Annotated in this window: 13 protein-coding genes; 6 read left to right on the top strand and 7 right to left on the bottom strand. The window is 64.8% G+C overall.

Translation table 11 applies throughout. The features are described from left to right. The first annotated feature begins 76 nt into the window (after positions 1-76). Positions 77-328, top strand: a complete 252-nt coding sequence (locus tag DN388_RS17925; RefSeq protein WP_011531711.1) for a YfhL family 4Fe-4S dicluster ferredoxin — start codon at positions 77-79, stop codon at positions 326-328. Positions 329-337: 9 nt separating this feature from the next. Here DN388_RS17925 and mutM read toward each other — a convergent pair whose 3' ends face one another. Both mutM and DN388_RS17915 read right to left on the bottom strand, forming a co-directional pair. Further along, positions 338-1150 (bottom strand): bifunctional DNA-formamidopyrimidine glycosylase/DNA-(apurinic or apyrimidinic site) lyase, encoded by an 813-nt coding sequence (gene mutM / locus DN388_RS17920; protein WP_255001450.1) that lies wholly within the window; start codon positions 1148-1150, stop codon positions 338-340. 3 nt (positions 1151-1153) lie between these two features. Beyond that, the gene (locus DN388_RS17915) at positions 1154-2020 is read right to left on the bottom strand and encodes an HDOD domain-containing protein (protein ID WP_043859998.1); all 867 of its coding nucleotides are present in this window, start codon (positions 2018-2020) and stop codon (positions 1154-1156) included. A 137-nt stretch (positions 2021-2157) separates the two neighbouring features. Here DN388_RS17915 and DN388_RS17910 point away from each other — a divergent pair, with 137 nt between their 5' ends. Together DN388_RS17910 and DN388_RS17905 are read left to right on the top strand one after the other, a co-directional pair. Continuing rightward, the gene (locus DN388_RS17910; protein WP_043859999.1) at positions 2158-2697 is read left to right on the top strand and encodes a type 1 glutamine amidotransferase domain-containing protein; all 540 of its coding nucleotides are present in this window, start codon (positions 2158-2160) and stop codon (positions 2695-2697) included. Between the two features lie 76 nt (positions 2698-2773). Further along, the gene (locus tag DN388_RS17905) at positions 2774-3970 is read left to right on the top strand and encodes a class I SAM-dependent rRNA methyltransferase (protein WP_043860000.1); all 1197 of its coding nucleotides are present in this window, start codon (positions 2774-2776) and stop codon (positions 3968-3970) included. A 92-nt stretch (positions 3971-4062) separates the two neighbouring features. Here DN388_RS17905 and DN388_RS17900 read toward each other — a convergent pair whose 3' ends face one another. Next, complete coding sequence (locus DN388_RS17900) at positions 4063-5736, bottom strand: DUF4153 domain-containing protein (protein WP_100634280.1); 1674 nt, start codon at positions 5734-5736, stop codon at positions 4063-4065. A gap of 235 nt (positions 5737-5971) precedes the next feature. On the opposite strand from DN388_RS17900, the gene DN388_RS17895 reads away from it, so the two are divergent. Together DN388_RS17895 and ilvD are read left to right on the top strand one after the other, a co-directional pair. Beyond that, positions 5972-7336 (top strand): APC family permease, encoded by a 1365-nt coding sequence (locus DN388_RS17895; protein WP_043860002.1) that lies wholly within the window; start codon positions 5972-5974, stop codon positions 7334-7336. Between the two features lie 259 nt (positions 7337-7595). Next, positions 7596-9437 (top strand): dihydroxy-acid dehydratase, encoded by a 1842-nt coding sequence (gene ilvD, locus DN388_RS17890; RefSeq protein WP_255001440.1) that lies wholly within the window; start codon positions 7596-7598, stop codon positions 9435-9437. A gap of 162 nt (positions 9438-9599) precedes the next feature. On the opposite strand, the gene DN388_RS17885 is transcribed toward ilvD, so the two are convergent. The 3 genes from DN388_RS17885 to DN388_RS17875 all read right to left on the bottom strand — a co-directional run bounded on the left by DN388_RS17885 (position 9600) and on the right by DN388_RS17875 (position 13704). Further along, positions 9600-12071, bottom strand: coding sequence for a TonB-dependent receptor (locus tag DN388_RS17885; protein ID WP_255001438.1), 2472 nt, complete (start codon positions 12069-12071; stop codon positions 9600-9602). A 128-nt stretch (positions 12072-12199) separates the two neighbouring features. After that, positions 12200-13174 (bottom strand): FecR family protein, encoded by a 975-nt coding sequence (locus tag DN388_RS17880; RefSeq protein WP_236176458.1) that lies wholly within the window; start codon positions 13172-13174, stop codon positions 12200-12202. Then, positions 13171-13704, bottom strand: coding sequence for an RNA polymerase sigma factor (locus DN388_RS17875; RefSeq protein WP_236176459.1), 534 nt, complete (start codon positions 13702-13704; stop codon positions 13171-13173). The genes DN388_RS17880 and DN388_RS17875 overlap by 4 nt, the downstream gene beginning before the upstream one ends. Positions 13705-13986: 282 nt before the next feature. Here DN388_RS17875 and DN388_RS17870 point away from each other — a divergent pair, with 282 nt between their 5' ends. Next, a complete protein-coding gene (locus tag DN388_RS17870) occupies positions 13987-15378 on the top strand; it encodes an L-cystine transporter (RefSeq protein ID WP_058541775.1) in 1392 nt (463 codons plus the stop codon). 68 nt (positions 15379-15446) lie between these two features. On the opposite strand, the gene DN388_RS17865 is transcribed toward DN388_RS17870, so the two are convergent. Next, positions 15447-15965, bottom strand: a complete 519-nt coding sequence (locus DN388_RS17865; RefSeq protein ID WP_255001432.1) for a dihydrofolate reductase — start codon at positions 15963-15965, stop codon at positions 15447-15449. Positions 15966-15997 lie beyond the last annotated feature (32 nt).

The following is a 15997-nucleotide window of genomic DNA, read 5'->3' as shown; positions in this document are numbered from 1 at the left end:
CTGCGGGCGTTAATGCGGCACAATTGTGCCCATTGGTTTTCATATGCCCGGGCCTGACGCCCCGGCCGGAGTCCCCATGTCCCTGATCATCACCGACGATTGCATCAATTGCGACGTCTGCGAACCCGAGTGCCCGAACGCCGCCATCTCCCAGGGCGAAGAGATCTACGTGATCGACCCCAACCTGTGCACCCAGTGCGTTGGCCATTACGACGAACCGCAGTGCCAGCAGGTCTGCCCGGTCGACTGCATCCCGCTGGATGAAGCGCACCCGGAAACCGAAGACGAGCTGATGGCCAAGTACCGCAGGATCACCGGCAAGGCCTGATACAGGCCGCTAGGTCTGGCAGCGCGGGCAGAACACGCTGGCGCGCTGGCCCAGGGTCACGTTGCGCAGCACCGTGCCACACACCTTGCACGGTTCTTCCCCGCGCCCGTACACGAACAGTTCCTGCTGGAAGTAGCCCGGCTGGCCGTCGCCGCCGATGAAGTCGCGCAGGGTGGTGCCGCCACGCTCGATGGCGGCGGCCAGGATGCGCTTGATCTCGATGGCCAGGCGCAGGTAGCGCGCCCGCGAAATGCCCCCGGCCGGGCGCCGCGGGTCGATGCCCGCCGCGAACAGCGCCTCGGTCGCATAGATGTTGCCCACCCCCACCACCACCGCGTTGTCCATGATGAACGGCTTGACCGCCATCGAGCGCCCGCGCGACAGCTGGAACAGCCGCTCGCCATCGAACAGGTCGGTCAGCGGCTCCGGGCCCAGGCGCAGCAGCAGCTCGTGCTGCAACGGGTCGGGGGCCCAGAGCATCGCGCCAAACCGGCGCGGGTCGGTGTAGCGCAGCGCCAGCCCCGACTCCAGCTCGATGTCCACATGCTCGTGCTTGGCCGCCGGCAGGCCGATCTCCACCACCCGCAGGTTGCCCGACATGCCCAGGTGGCTGATCAGCGTGCCCATCTCGGCGTTGAGCAGCAGGTACTTGGCACGCCGTTCCACCGACACGAAGCGCTGCCCCGACAGGCGTACGTCGAGGTCTTCGGGTATCGGCCAGCGCAGGCGCCGTTCACGCACCACCACACGGCTGACACGCTGCCCTTCAAGGTACGGCGCAATGCCGCGGCGGGTGGTCTCGACTTCAGGTAGCTCGGGCATGGGTCAGTGCGCACCCATTTCGCGGATGGTCTGCTTGAGGTTCTCGAAGTCGTACTCCGACAGGCCCACGTAGTCGAGCACCAGGTGCCCGACGGTGTTCCATTCGTGGTCCACGCTCTGGTTGCCCAGCACCCGGTACGAGCTGCAGATGTGCTCGGCCATCTTCAGAATGGCCAGCAGGTTCTTGAGCTGGGTGTTGCGCGCCGAGTCGTCGCTGAACACCGCCAGGGCATTGTGGTGGTTGGCGATGGCGGCACTCACGTGCTCGGGCAGGCGCCACGACTTGGCCGTGTAGTAGCCGACCACGGCGTGGTTGGTGTTGAACGTGCGGTTCTCGGTGTCGACCACGCGCTTGTCGGGGCCGGCCTCGGCGTAGGCCTGCTCCAGAGTATGCATGTAGTCGGGGAAGCGCTTGTGCATCAGCGGCACGCCGCAATCGTGGAACAGCCCCAGGGCATAGGCTTCGTCCACCGCCTGCGAGCCGATGCGCTTGGCCAGGGTCAGGCAGGTCATGGCCACGTCCTGGGCGGTGTCCCAGAAGCGGTTGAGGGTGACGATGGTGTCGTCGCTCATCTCGCCCTTGATCGACTGCGCGTTGATCAGGTTGATGATCGAGCGGCTGCCCAGCAGGTTCACCGCGCGCTGGATCGAGGCGATCTTGTTGGTCAGCCCGTAGTACGGCGAATTGACCAGCTTGAGCAGTGCGCCGGAAAGGCCCGGGTCCTGGGAGATCAGCTTGGCGATGGTCTCCAGGTCCGGGTCGGGCATGTACTGCTCGAACTGCAGGTCGACCATGATCTGCGGCTGGGGCGGTACGCTGATGCCCTGCAGGGCTTGCTGGATCTGTTCGGCGGTAAGTTCCTGGGACATAGATACACACTCGGGGCTGAAGGGCGATTCTAACCCTGCAGGCGGGCCGGGAAACACCCGTTGATGGATTCAGAAGGAACTTTGCCTGCCCCAGGGCTGCCTGCTTACTACAGGTTCAACTCAACAGGAGCACGCAGATGACGACCCAACTGAACGGCAAGCGCGTGGCCATGCTGGTCACCGACGGCTTCGAGCAGGTAGAACTCACCGGGCCCAAGCAGGCCCTCGAGCAAAGCGGCGTGCGCGTCGACATCCTCTCGGCCAAACCGGGCACGGTCAAGGGCTGGAACCATGACAAGCCCGCCGACGACTTCACTGTGGACAACACCTTCGACAAGGCCGACGTCGCGGTCTACGACGCCATCGTGCTGCCCGGCGGCGTGCAGAACTCCGACACCATACGCATCGACCCCGGCGCCCAGAAGCTGGTCAAGGCCCACGACGCCAGCGGCAAGCCCCTGGCGGTGATCTGCCATGGCGCCTGGCTGCTGGTGTCGAGCCAGTTGGTCAAGGGCCGCAAGATGACCAGCTACAAGACCGTGCGCGACGACATCACCAATGCCGGCGGGCAGTGGCAGGATCAGGCCGTGGTCATCGACCGCAACCTGATCAGCAGCCGCCAGCCCGACGATATTCCCGCCTTCAACACCCAGCTGCTGCGCGCTTTGGGCGCCTGATCGGCTATTTGTCGCCGGCCGAGCCGCGTGCCCGGCCGACGCGCTATACTCCCGCTCTTTTTTCCGGAGCGACGTCATGTCCCTGCCCAGCCTTCGCCTCAAAGCCAACGCCGACCGCCGCCTGCGCGCCGGCCATCTGTGGGTGTACAGCAACGAAATCGACGTCGCCGCGACCCCGCTGCATGGCTTCAAGGCCGGCGACCAGGCGGTGCTCGAAGGTGCCGGCGGCAAGCCGCTGGGCATCGTCGCCATGAGCCCCAACAACCTGATCTGCGCGCGCCTGCTGTCGCGCGACGCCAAGCTGGCCCTGGACAAGTCGCTGCTGGTGCACCGCATCAACGTGGCCCTGTCGCTGCGCGAGCGCCTGTTCGACAAGCCGTTCTACCGCCTGGTGTACGGCGACTCGGACCTGCTGCCGGGCCTGGTGGTCGACCGTTTCGGCGACATCCTGGTGGTACAGCTGGCCTCGGCCACCATGGAACAGCACAAGGACGACGTGATCGCCGCCCTGGTGCAGGTGCTCAAACCCACCGGCATCCTGTTCAAGAACGACTCGGCGGCGCGTGATGCCGAAGGCCTGAACCGCTACGTCGAAACCGTGTTCGGCCTGGTGCCGGAGTGGGTGGCGCTGGAAGAGAACGGCGTGAAATTCGAAGCGCCGGTGATGGAAGGCCAGAAGACCGGCTGGTTCTACGACCACCGCATGAACCGCGCACGCCTGGCACCCTACGTCAAAGGCAAGCGCGTGCTCGACCTGTTCAGCTACATCGGTGGCTGGGGCGTGCAGGCCGGTGCGTTCGGCGCCAGCGAAGTGTTCTGTGTGGATGCCTCGGGCTTTGCCCTGGATGGCGTGGAGCGCAATGCGGCGCTCAACGGCATTGCCGAGAAGGTCACCTGCGTGGAAGGCGATGTGTTCGAGGCGCTGCGCGAGCTCAAGGCCGCTGAAGAGCGTTTCGACGTGATCGTGGCCGACCCCCCCGCGTTCATCAAGCGCAAGAAGGACCTGAAGAACGGCGAAGGCGCCTACCGCCGCCTGAACGAGCAGGCCATGCGCCTGCTGAGCAAGGACGGCATTCTGGTCAGCGCCTCGTGCTCGATGCACCTGCCCGAAGACGACCTGCAGAACATCCTGCTGACCAGCGCCCGCCACCTGGACCGCAACATGCAGCTGCTCGAACGCGGCGGCCAGGGCCCGGACCACCCGGTGCACCCGGCGATCCCGGAAACGCGCTACATCAAGAGCATCACCTGCAGGCTGCTGCCCAACAGCTGATTGCGCTGAATGAAAATCCCGGCCAGGTGCCGGGATTTTTTTGCCTGTAACGGCCTTTCGCCGGCAAGGCCGGCTCCTGCAGGCAGGTGCACTCAATCGCGCTGCGGGTAAGGCATCATTCCCAGTTCTCGCCCGTCGATCACCAGGGTCTTGTAGCGCGGTTTCGCCAGCTTGAGCGTGCCCGCCCGAATCTGCTCGATCAGTGCGCGCCCCGTGCCGATCCCGTCCACCCGCGCATAATCACGCCAGAAGCCCTCGTGACGCGCATATACGAACGCCGACGTCGAGTACTCGTGCTTGGGCACCACCAGCACTTCGTTGACCCCATCGTCATCCAGGTCCACCTGCCAGGCAGCACACCCCGAACTGCCGCATTGGCTCTCGATCAGGGTCAGGTTGAGCATCTGCGCACTGTCCTCCGGCGCAGGCCCGATCCATTCCAGCTTGGGTCCGTACTCACGCGGCGACATGCTCACCGGTTCGGCCTCCAGCAGTCGATCGGCCAGCAGCTCGCGGCTTGGCGCATCCAGGATCTGCCCCTCCTTGACCAGGCGCGACAACCGCTCGAACTGCTCGATCCCCGGCTTGCCGAGCCGGTAGCGCAAAGCGCGCGCATCGAACGCATCCGCCGAGGTGCGCCCGCTCAACAGCCGCTCCATCTGGTTGGCGGCGCTGTAGGTCAACGGGTTGAGCACCGGCGTGAACACCAGCATCAGCACCACGAAACTCAGCAGCGCGATCAACGGGTTGCTGCGCCGCAAGCTGCCCAGCCACACCGCCTGGCGCGGGCGAATGGCCCACAGCGCGGCCAGGCTGTGCACCAGCGCGATGCCGATCAGCAGCATCGCCAGAAAGCGCTGCGGGGTCAGGCCGTACTGGTCGATGCGCAGCCAGCTCGAATAGCACGCCAGCGCCATCAGCAGCGGCAGGCACACAAGGCTGGCGTTCACCAGCAGCTTCAGGGGCCTGGCATAACCGGCATCGTGCTCGCCGTCCTGGAACACGCCGTTGAGCAGAAACAGCGTACTGCCCACCAGGCACAGCAGGATGCTGGTGGAGTAACCGGTGTTGAAGATCGGCGCGACCCCGGTTACCGCCAGCGCCAGGGTGAACACCACCGCAATCAGCGAACACAGCGGCAGCAGGTAGCGGCACACGGTGAGCAGCACATTGCGCAGCAGGCCGATGGCCTTGTCGTTCTGGCGCCCCATGCGGATGCCCAGCGAGAAGAAGATCGGCAGGCACACGCAGATGAATTCGAGCGAGGCGAAGATATCGCTGAGCACCGGCGCGCCCAGAATCGTGAACAGCCGCCCGCACAGCCACAGCAGCAACCAGAACGCCAGGGTCACCAGCAGCGCCAGCAGCACGATGAAGGCATTGTTCCAGGCGTGCTGGTACAGGTCCTGATAGCGCAGGCGATTGCCGTCGCGGGTCGGCCAACTGAGGATGAACGCCGCGCCGATATAGGCCAGCACCAGCGAGGCCGGCATCCAGCGCATCCATAGCCAGCCGTCGGCCGATTGCGCATACAGCCAGGCGGACACGCTGGCCATCAGCAACGCCAGGCCGGCCACCAGCAGCCAGGTGCCGCGCTGGCGCACCGCGCCGCCCAGCAGTTGCAGATTGATGCCGCCCACCAGGGCCAGTGTGGCGCAGAACACCGCGAGCACAGGGTTGCGGTAATGGATGAAGGTGAGCAGCAGCGCCCCCTGTACCAGGGCGATGGCGAGGTAATACAGCACGGAGCGGTTGAGCACGGGCATTCCAAGTCCTTTTGCGAGGGGTGATGCACAAGGCGCGCAGTCTAGGGCCAGGCGACCCCGCACGGCTAGAGCACGTCGACTTCATTGCAACGCCGCACAGGCCCCATGCAGCCATGCACATATACCGATAAAAATCCAGGCCAATAATCCATAAGGGCAAATTTTTCATTGATCCAGGCGACATAAGCAGATAAAAATCGACTCAATCAAAATAAAAACAATGCAGGTTCGACCCATGTCCTCTATCGACCGCTCTCATCCTGGCACTTCAGATACCGCTCGACTGCGCCGCGTGCTGGGGCTGCCCGCCCTGGTGTTCTTCGGCCTGGTGTACATGGTGCCGCTCACCATCTTCACCACCTACGGCATCGTCACCGAGCTCACCGGTGGCCGCACCGCAGGCGCCTACCTGGTGACCCTGCTGGCCATGCTGTTCACCGCGACGTCCTACAGCTTCATGGTCAAACGCTTCCCGGTGGCGGGCTCGGCCTACTCCTATACCCACCTGGCGTTCGGCCCCAACATCGGCTTTCTGGCCGGCTGGTCGCTGCTGCTCGACTACCTGTTCATCCCGATGATCAACTACCTGCTGATCGGGCTGTTCCTCAACATCGCCTTCCCGGCACTGCCGGTGTGGGGCATCATCGTCGCCGCCATCGCCCTGGTGACCGTGCTCAACGTGATCGGCATCCATTCGGTGGCCAAGGCCAGCAACCTGATCGTGGGCGCGCAGATCATCTTCATCGGCGTGTTCGCCGCACTGTCGATCAAGAGCCTGCACGGCGCGCCCATCGACCTGCTGTCGCCCCTGCTCGGTGACGGCACCCGGCCCGGGTTCAGCCACCTGATGACCGGGGCAGCGGTACTGTGCCTGTCCTTCCTGGGCTTCGACGCGGTATCGACCCTTGCCGAGGAAACCCGCGACCCGCAACGCGATGTGCCGCGCGCCATCCTGCTCACCACCCTGGGCGCCGGGCTGCTGTTCACCGTGCTGGCCTACATCAGCCAGCTGGTACTGCCGGGCAGCCACTTCGCCAACGTCGATGCGGCAGCCAATGAAGTGATGTTCAAGGCCGGCGGGCAGTTCCTCGCCAACTTCTTCACCGCGGCCTTCGTGGCCGGCAGCCTGGGTTCGGCACTGGCCTCGCAGGCTGCGGTGTCGCGCATCCTGTACACCATGGGCCGCGACCAGGTGCTGCCACGGCGCTGGTTCGGGCGCCTTTCGCCACGCTTCGGCACCCCGGTGTTCGCCACCCTGGTGGTATCGGTGTTCTCCCTGCTGGCACTGGTGATCGACCTGACCACCCTGGCCTCGCTGATCAGCTTTGGCGCGCTGGTGGCGTTCTCGGCGGTGAACCTGGCGGTGGTGCGCACGCACCTGGTCGATCAAGCCTGCCACCGCAACCTCTCGGGGCTGCTGCGTTACGGCGTGGTGCCGCTGGTGGGCATGAGCCTCACGCTGTGGCTGTGGACCAGCCTGTCGGCACTGACCCTGACCATCGGCATGACCTGGTTCACCCTCGGCCTGGTGTACCTGGGCGTGCTGACCGGCGGCTTTCGCAAGCGCGTGAAGCTGGTGCACTTCTCCGAGGCCGGCTGAACACCATGGCGGTTGGGCGGCCCGCGCGCAGCGAAAACGCCCAACCGCCCAATGCGCCATTCCTTCCCGCCGCCAGCGGTGTAGAATCGGCCTATTCATCGCCAGTCATCCCCGGCGGGTTTATGAGCTCTGGTCGAGCCCTCGGCGATCCCGTGGTGTTTTCGGCCTCATCCGTACCAGCGGCCACCTGCCTTCGGTGCAAAGGACAAGAGAAGCTCACTCCCCTTTTTGTTACCTGATTAGCCGCCAGGAGTGCTTCATGCCTGATTACCGCTCGAAAACGTCCACCCACGGTCGCAACATGGCCGGCGCACGCGCCCTGTGGCGCGCCACCGGCATGAAAGATGCCGACTTCAAGAAGCCGATCATTGCCATCGCCAACTCCTTCACCCAGTTCGTCCCGGGCCACGTGCACCTGAAGGACCTGGGCCAGCTGGTGGCCCGCGAGATCGAGCGCGCCGGTGGCGTGGCCAAGGAATTCAACACCATCGCCGTGGATGACGGCATCGCCATGGGCCACGACGGCATGCTGTACTCGCTGCCCAGTCGCGAGATCATCGCCGACTCGGTCGAGTACATGGTCAACGCCCACTGCGCCGACGCCATCGTGTGCATCTCCAACTGCGACAAGATCACCCCCGGCATGCTGATGGCCGCCCTGCGCCTGAACATCCCGGTGATCTTCGTGTCCGGCGGCCCGATGGAAGCCGGCAAGACCAAGCTGGCCAGCCACGGCCTGGACCTGGTCGACGCCATGGTGATCGCCGCCGACAGCTCGGCCAGTGACGAAAAGGTCGCCGAATACGAGCGCAGCGCCTGCCCTACCTGCGGTTCGTGCTCCGGCATGTTCACCGCCAACTCCATGAACTGCCTGACCGAAGCCCTGGGCCTGGCCCTGCCGGGCAACGGTTCGACCCTGGCCACCCACAGCGACCGCGAAGAGCTGTTCCTCAAGGCCGGCCGCACCATCGTCGAACTGTGCCAGCGCTACTACGGCGAGAACGACGAGTCGGTACTGCCGCGCAACATCGCCAACTTCAAGGCGTTCGAGAACGCCATGATGCTCGACATCGCCATGGGCGGCTCGACCAACACCATCCTGCACCTGCTGGCCGCCGCCCAGGAAGCCGAGATCGACTTCGACCTGCGCGACATCGACCGGTTGTCGCGCAGCGTGCCGCAGCTGTGCAAGGTGGCGCCGAACATCCAGAAGTACCACATGGAAGACGTGCACCGCGCCGGCGGCATCTTCAGCATCCTCGGTTCGCTGGCCCGTGGCGGCCTGCTGCACACCGACCTGCCGACCGTGCACAGCCGCAGCATGGAAGAAGCCATCGCCAAGTGGGACATCACCCAGACCGACGACGAAGCGGTGCACCACTTCTTCAAGGCCGGCCCGGCCGGCATCCCGACCCAGACCGCGTTCAGCCAGTCGACCCGTTGGGAAACCCTGGATGACGACCGCGAGAACGGCTGCATCCGCAGCTTCGAGCACGCCTACTCCAAGGAAGGCGGCCTGGCCGTGCTGTACGGCAACATCGCGCTGGATGGCTGCGTGGTGAAGACCGCAGGCGTCGACGAGTCGATCCACGTGTTCGAAGGCAACGCCAAGATCTTCGAAAGCCAGGACAGCGCGGTACGCGGCATTCTGGCCGACGAAGTGCAGGCCGGCGACATCGTTATCATCCGCTACGAGGGGCCAAAAGGCGGCCCGGGCATGCAGGAGATGCTGTACCCGACGTCGTACCTGAAGTCCAAGGGCCTGGGCAAAGCCTGTGCGCTGCTGACCGACGGGCGCTTCTCGGGCGGCACCTCGGGCCTGTCCATCGGTCATGCTTCGCCGGAAGCGGCAGCAGGCGGCGCGATTGGCCTGGTGCACGACGGCGACAAGGTGCTGATCGACATTCCCAACCGTTCGATCAACCTGCTGGTCAGCGATGAAGAGCTGGCGGCGCGGCGTGTCGAGCAGGACAAGAAGGGCTGGAAGCCGGTCGAGCAGCGTCCGCGCAAGGTGACCACCGCACTCAAGGCCTACGCCCTGCTCGCCACCAGTGCCGATAAGGGCGCGGTGCGCAACAAGGCCATGCTGGACGGGCTGTAAGGTCTGGCGACAATAAAGAACCGGCGCTCAGGCGCCGGTTTTTTATTGCCTGCACTGGCCCCTTCGCTGGCAAGCCCGCTCCCACAGGGCGGACTGCCCCTGAGAACAGCGCAGTACCTGTGGGAGCTGGCTTGCCAGCGAAGGGGGCGCAGCGGTCATCGATCAGAACTGCGGCGTGTACTCCACACTGAACATGAAGTTGCGCGGGTCGCCGAAGTAGTTGTTGCCCGACACCTGGCTGTACGCCGGAATGTAGTACTTCTTGTCGAGCACGTTGTTCAGGTTGACCGCCAGTGTCACCTCGTCGCTGGCACGGTACGCCACCCGCGAGTTCCACACTGTATAGCCGCTTTGCGCAAACGCGCGGTCGAAGCTCAAGGTGCTGCTCTGGCTGTTCAGGCCAGCCCCCACGCTGACCTGGCTGAAGTCGCCCGGCAGTTGATAGTCGGCCCACAGGCGGAACATGTGCATCGGCGTGGAGGTGGCGAACACCTTGCCCTGAAGCTTCTCGTCCTCGAGAAACTTCGTGGTGTTGTAGGTGTAGCTGCCCGCCACCTGCAAGCCTGGCAACACTTCACCACTGAGTTCGGCCTCGATGCCTTGGCTGCGCACCTTGCCGGCTGCCGTGAAGCAACCAACCCCCCCGCAACCTTCCTCGCCGATATCGGCCGGGTCGGCCACGGCGCGGTCCTTGTGGATGTAACGGAACATCGCCAGCGACGCATTCAACTGGCCGTCCATCAACTCGCCCTTCAGGCCCAGCTCATAGTTGTCGCCCTCTACCGGCTTGAGCGGAAGGTTGCCCATGGCGCGCGCGGTCTGCGGGATGAACACCTCGGAATAGGTCGCATAGGTCGACCACTGATCATTCAGTGCATACACCAGGCCGTAGAACGGTGTGACCTTGCCGGTGGTCTTGGTGCTGTTGTTCTCACCATATTCCTGCAGCTCACGGGCAAAATAGTTCTGCTGAGCAAAGGCAAAGTCGTACCAACTGCTGCGCGCCCCCACGATCAAGGTCAGCGGATCCAGCAATTTGACCCGCCAACTGCCATACAGGCCTTTCTGGCGAATGTTGTAAGTGCTGGTGGCCAGGTTGGCCCGGTCGGCGATGCTGTCAAAGTCCAGGTACGGGCGGTGGTGGTCGATATTGTCGATATCCACGCCCGGCGTGAACATCCGCGCATACGCATCGTTGGTGGTGTACTTGGAGTAGTTGGCGCCCAGCAGCACGCTCTGCTCGAACGACAGCGCCTCGAAGTCCCCAGTCAGGTACACATCCATGCCGCGGCTCTTGCCAGCGAAGTCGGTGGCGAAATCCGAATAGGCCGGGCCGGTAGTGGTGCCGGGTGTGACCGGCCGAGCGATGAACTGGTAGGTCGCCTCATTGGACTCGTTCATGGCCATGGCGGCGGCCTTGAGCTTCCAGTGGTCGTTGAAGCGGTGTTCCAGGTCCAGGTACACCGCGGTCTGGTCGTTCATCGCGCGGTTCCAGGTAGACCCGGTGTAGGTCGAGCGCGGCAGGTTCAAGGTGGCCTTGTTGCTGTAGCGCGGCAAAGCGATCATGTAGGGCCGCGAATGGCTTTTCTTGTTGCTGGCGCCGATGCCCAGGGTGGTGTCTTCGCTGAGGTCGAAGTCCAGGGCACCGTAAACGGTCTGCTCCCAGTTCCACACATAGTCGGTGAACGAGCGCCCCTTTTCATAGTTGACCACCGCCCGCCCGCGCACCGTGCCGGCCTCGTTCAACGGCCCGCCGGCATCGGCCTGTGCCACGTAGCGGTCCCAGCTGCCAGCCTTGGCCGTGAGCTTGACGGTGGGTTCGGCCTGCGGGCGGCGGCGTACCATGTTGATCGCGCCGGTGGTGCTGTTGGCACCCTGCAGCAGCGCCGCCGAACCCCGCAGCACCTCCATGCGGTCATAGATCACCATGTTTTCGGTGATGTAGCTGCCCAACGCATACACGTTGCGCGGCACCGGCACACCGTCATATTGCAGCGACTCGATGTCGAACCCGCGCGAGAACACGAACATGCCCGGGCCTGGCGACTTTACCGAGGCCAACCCCGGCACGCTCTCCACGGCCTGAGTCAGGGTGGTGATGTTCTGGTCGTCCATACGCTTGCGGGTCAGTACCGAGACGGACTGGGGGATGTCCTTGAGCTTCTGCTCGCCCTTGGCGATGGTCACCGCGCCGGTGGTGTAGGAGTTGGAGCCTTCGGTGGTCACACCCAGTTGCTTGCCGCTGACCGTGGTCGCGCCCAGCTGCAGGGCCGACTCGTTGCCGCCACGCTTGTGCAGGGTGACGCTGTCGGCATCGATGTAGCTGGCGCTCAGCCCGGTGCCCACCAGCAACCGCGCCAGCGCATCGGCCTGTGAATAACTGCCGCTGAGCCCCGGCGATTGCAGGCCCTGGGTCAGCTCTGCACTCACCAGCACCTGCATCCGGGTAACCGCACTGTACGCCGCCAACGCCGCATCCAGCGACTGCGCCGGCACCTCGAACCGGTACACCTGGGCCTGCGCTGCCGGCGCTGCGTGCAGTGGCAGCAAGGTGCTGCCAGCGCTCAGCCCGATAGCCAGCTTGAGCAGGGTGGGCAAGGCGAATGAGCGCCGGCTGGCGATCGGATGTTCCATTGGTAGTGCTCCCCGGGGCGTCAAAGGTGATCGTGGCGCGGCACTGTCTGAGAGTGCTTATTATTTGCGCCTTCGTGATCAAGGACGACGGGGTTGCAGCAAACCCTGAAAAATCGCAGAAATTATTTTCAGCCTTCGCGAAGCACCCGCAGGTAACCGGTGTATTGGCTGGCCGTCACGCCCAGGGTATGGCTGAGCGCCTTGAGCACCGCCTCGGGCTTGTCGATGTCGAACACCCCCGAGACCTTGCGCTGGCGCAGCGCCTCACCCAGCACCAGGGTCTGCCCCGGCCAGTAGCGGTTGAGTTCATCCACCACCTCGGCCAACGGCTGCTGGCGAAACACCAGTTGGCGCTGGCGCCAGGCAAAGCCCGAGGCCGGCTCGAACGCCTGCACCCGGGCGAGCTTGCCGGCGTGGTACTCCACCGCGCGGCCCGGCTCCAGGTACACCGACGCCCCGTTGCCGGCACTGACTTCAACCTTGCCCTGGGCCACCTGCACACGGGTGTGCGCCTCTCGCCGGGCTACGCTGAAGCGCGTGCCCAGCACTTTTACCCAGCCGTCGTCGGCGCTAACGACAAACGGCCGTGCAGGATCGCGGGTGACTTCGAACCAGGCTTCGCCGCGCAGCAGGCGCACCTGGCGCTCGCCGGCCAGCAGTCGTACCTGCACCGCAGTGTCGGTGTTCAGTTGCAGGGTTGAGCCGTCGGCCAGTTGCAGCGTGCGCGACTCGCCAGTGGCGGTGGCGTAGTCGGCGCGCATGCGGTCCAGATAAGGCGTGTGGGTGATGCCCAGGCCGATCACCAGCAGCACCGCCGCCGCGCTGGCCAGCGGGCGCCAGCGACGTTTGGCCGGGGCGCACCACTGTTCACGCTGGGCCTGGCGGATGCTGCGGGCCGGCTCACGCAGGGCGCCGAGCAGGTCGATGACCTCTTGCCAGGCCTGCGCCTGGGCGACGCCCTGGGCGTGCCAGGCGGCAAACGCTGCGGTGTCGGCGGGCGTGACGTCGTCGGCCTGCAAGCGGAAGTACCACCCGGATGCCTGGGCAAACAGATCGTCGGTATCGGTCATCGGGGCGTCCGTGGCAACGGGCAGACGGGTCATGGCCGCTTGCCCCCGGCGTCGCTGGCCAGGCGGGCCTGGATATACGCCCGACACTCGATCAACGCTCGCCGCAACTGGTATTCGACACTGCGCGGGGTCACGTTCAGGCGTGCGCCGATCTCGCGGTAAGTGCATTCGTCCACATGATAGAGCAGGAAGATATGCCGGGTCGCCTCGGGCAACGCCTGAATCGCGTCATGCATCAGGGCCTGTTCCTGCTGGGCAGCCAGTTGCTCGTCGGCGCCAGGGCTGGCGCAGGGCAGTTCATCGCTGGGTTCGCCGCCGTCCAGGCGTTCGCGGCGGATCATCTGGCGCTGGTGGTCGCGCACCAGGTTGCTGGCGATGGTGAACAGAAATGCCGGCAGATTGTCGATCTGCTTGTCGGGCGGCAGGCGCGCCAGGCGCAGGAACGACTCCTGGGTCAGGTCGGCCGCCACTTGCGCACTGCCCGTGCGGCGCGCCACAAAGGCTTGCAGCGCGTTCTTCTGCTCGGCGAACAAACGCGCGATCTGCGTATTCCACGAAGACACGGCACCACCTGGCACTGGGATCGAATGGCGCGCACGCTAGCAGAGGATGCGAGTGATTCGCAATTAATATATTTTGTCGTCAACGCCCCGCGGCAATTTCTGCCCCTTACCAATCACACCCAGATCTGTTTTTGTCCACCCTTCCTCCCCGAGGCATATGGATATTCCAAAATCGTCTATCTAAATTCCATTTAGATCTAAATTCGTTGTTTTTCAGGCTGTTAGCATTTCTGTTCGCAATCGCGCACAGACGCGACGCCCCGCCCTTTGTCTGGAGCTTCAATGAACCTGCCGCTGTTTCTCAACCTGCTGGTGTTCGCAGCCTTGCTGCTGGGCCTGGCGCAAACCAGCAAGACCTCCTGGAGCCTGGCCAAGAAAGTGCTGGTCGGCCTGATCGTCGGCGTGCTGTTCGGCAGTGCCCTGCATGCCATCTACGGTGCCGGCAGCCCGGTCCTGAAAAGCACCATCAGTTGGCTCGACCTGGTCGGCAACGGCTATGTGGGCCTGCTGCAGATGATCGTCATGCCGCTGATCTTCGTCTCGATCCTCAGCGCCGTGGCACGCCTGCACAACGCCTCGTCGCTGGGCAAGATCAGTTTCCTGACCATCGGCACCCTGCTGTTCACCACGGCCATCGCCGCGTTGATCGGCATCGGCCTGACCAACCTGTTCGGCCTCAGCGCCGAAGGCCTGGTGGCCGGCGTGCAGGAAACCGCGCGCATGCAGACCATCCAGAGTGACTACGCGGGCAAGGTCGCCGACCTCAACATCCCGCAACTGCTGCTGTCGTTCATCCCCACCAACCCGGTGGGCGACCTGGCCCGGGCCAAGCCGACCTCGATCATCAGCGTGGTGATCTTCGCCGCGTTCCTCGGTGTGGCCGCCTTGCAACTGCTCAAGGACGACGCCGACAAGGGCAACCGTGCGCTGGTGGCCATCGACACCCTGCAGGCCTGGGTGATGCGCCTGGTACGCCTGGTGATGAAGCTCACCCCATATGGCGTGCTGGCGCTGATGACCAAGGTGGTGGCCAGCTCGAACCTGGACGACATTCTCAAGCTGGGCAGTTTCGTGGTGGTGTCGTACATCGGCCTGGGCCTGATGTTCGTGGTGCACGGTGTGCTGCTGGGCCTGGGCGGGGTCAACCCGCTGCGGTTTTTCCGCAAGGTATGGCCGGTGCTGACCTTTGCCTTCACCAGCCGCTCCAGTGCGGCGAGCATTCCGCTGAGCATCGAGGCGCAGACCCGTCGCCTGGGCATCCCTCAGGCGATTGCCAGCTTTGCCGCCTCGTTCGGCGCGACCATCGGCCAGAACGGTTGCGCAGGCCTGTACCCGGCGATGCTGGCGGTGATGGTGGCCCCGGCGGTGGGCATCGACCCGCTCGACCCGCTGTGGATCGCCACGCTGGTGGCCATCGTGACCCTGAGTTCGGCCGGGGTGGCCGGGGTGGGCGGCGGTGCGACCTTCGCCGCGCTGATCGTGCTGCCGGCGATGGGCCTGCCGGTGGAGCTGGTGGCGCTGCTGATCTCGGTCGAGCCGCTGATCGACATGGGCCGCACGGCACTGAACGTGAGTGGTGCGATGGTGGCCGGTACCCTGACCAGCCAGGCCATGGGGCAGACCGACAAGGTGCTGCTGGAGGCCGATGAGCATGCGCAGTTGACGCATAGCTGAAGACCCCTTCGCCAGCAAGGCCGGCTCCTACAGCAATCGTGTAGGAGCCGGCCTTGCCGGCGAATGCATCAACGCCGCTCCCACACCTCGAAATGATACGCCGGCCTGCCCTCTTCAGCCGCGTTCGCCTGGGTCGAGGTCCTCGCCCACTGCTGCGCATCCACTTCAGGGAACCACGCATCCCCCACCGGGCTGAGTTCGACCCGCGTCAGGTACAGCCGATCCGCCAGCCCGCGTTCCAGCGCCTGCCCGTACAGCTGCGCACCGCCGATCAGCATCAGCTCGCTCACACCGTGCTCCAGCGCCCACTGCTCGGCCCGCACGATGGCCTCATCCAGCGAACCGAACACCTCGGCGCCCTCCAGCACCAGGCCCGGCTGACGGCTGACCACCAGGTTCAGACGCCCCGGCAAGGGGCGCCCCAGCGAATCCCAGGTCTTGCGACCCATGATGATCGGCTTGCCCAACGTGGTGGCCTTGAAATACTTGAAATCCCCCGGCAAATGCCAGGGCATGCTGTTGTCGATGCCGATGACGCGGTTCTCGGCGAGGGCCGCGATCAGGCTGAGAGGCAGTGATGTTTTCATGCCCGCGAGGATAGCAAAGCCCGCTGGCCGAT

The organism is Pseudomonas sp. S12(2018), from assembly GCF_024355235.1.
Taxonomy (GTDB): domain Bacteria; phylum Pseudomonadota; class Gammaproteobacteria; order Pseudomonadales; family Pseudomonadaceae; genus Aquipseudomonas; species Aquipseudomonas palmensis.
The sequence above is the reverse complement of the archived record's forward strand: the minus strand, read 5'-3'. Positions and strand labels throughout refer to the sequence as shown.

Excerpts from the sequence above, each read along its gene's own strand:
- DN388_RS17925 (WP_011531711.1), top strand. The coding sequence starts at position 77 with ATGTCCCTGATCATCACCGACGATTGCATCAATTGCGACGTCTGCGAA.
- DN388_RS17885 (WP_255001438.1), bottom strand. The coding sequence starts at position 12,071 with ATGGAACATCCGATCGCCAGCCGGCGCTCATTCGCCTTGCCCACCCTG.
- DN388_RS17910 (WP_043859999.1), top strand. The coding sequence starts at position 2,158 with ATGACGACCCAACTGAACGGCAAGCGCGTGGCCATGCTGGTCACCGAC.
- DN388_RS17865 (WP_255001432.1), bottom strand. The coding sequence starts at position 15,965 with ATGAAAACATCACTGCCTCTCAGCCTGATCGCGGCCCTCGCCGAGAAC.
- mutM (WP_255001450.1), bottom strand. The coding sequence starts at position 1,150 with ATGCCCGAGCTACCTGAAGTCGAGACCACCCGCCGCGGCATTGCGCCG.
- DN388_RS17905 (WP_043860000.1), top strand. The coding sequence starts at position 2,774 with ATGTCCCTGCCCAGCCTTCGCCTCAAAGCCAACGCCGACCGCCGCCTG.
- DN388_RS17870 (WP_058541775.1), top strand. The coding sequence starts at position 13,987 with ATGAACCTGCCGCTGTTTCTCAACCTGCTGGTGTTCGCAGCCTTGCTG.
- DN388_RS17900 (WP_100634280.1), bottom strand. The coding sequence starts at position 5,736 with ATGCCCGTGCTCAACCGCTCCGTGCTGTATTACCTCGCCATCGCCCTG.
- ilvD (WP_255001440.1), top strand. The coding sequence starts at position 7,596 with ATGCCTGATTACCGCTCGAAAACGTCCACCCACGGTCGCAACATGGCC.
- DN388_RS17915 (WP_043859998.1), bottom strand. The coding sequence starts at position 2,020 with ATGTCCCAGGAACTTACCGCCGAACAGATCCAGCAAGCCCTGCAGGGC.
- DN388_RS17895 (WP_043860002.1), top strand. The coding sequence starts at position 5,972 with ATGTCCTCTATCGACCGCTCTCATCCTGGCACTTCAGATACCGCTCGA.
- DN388_RS17880 (WP_236176458.1), bottom strand. The coding sequence starts at position 13,174 with ATGACCCGTCTGCCCGTTGCCACGGACGCCCCGATGACCGATACCGAC.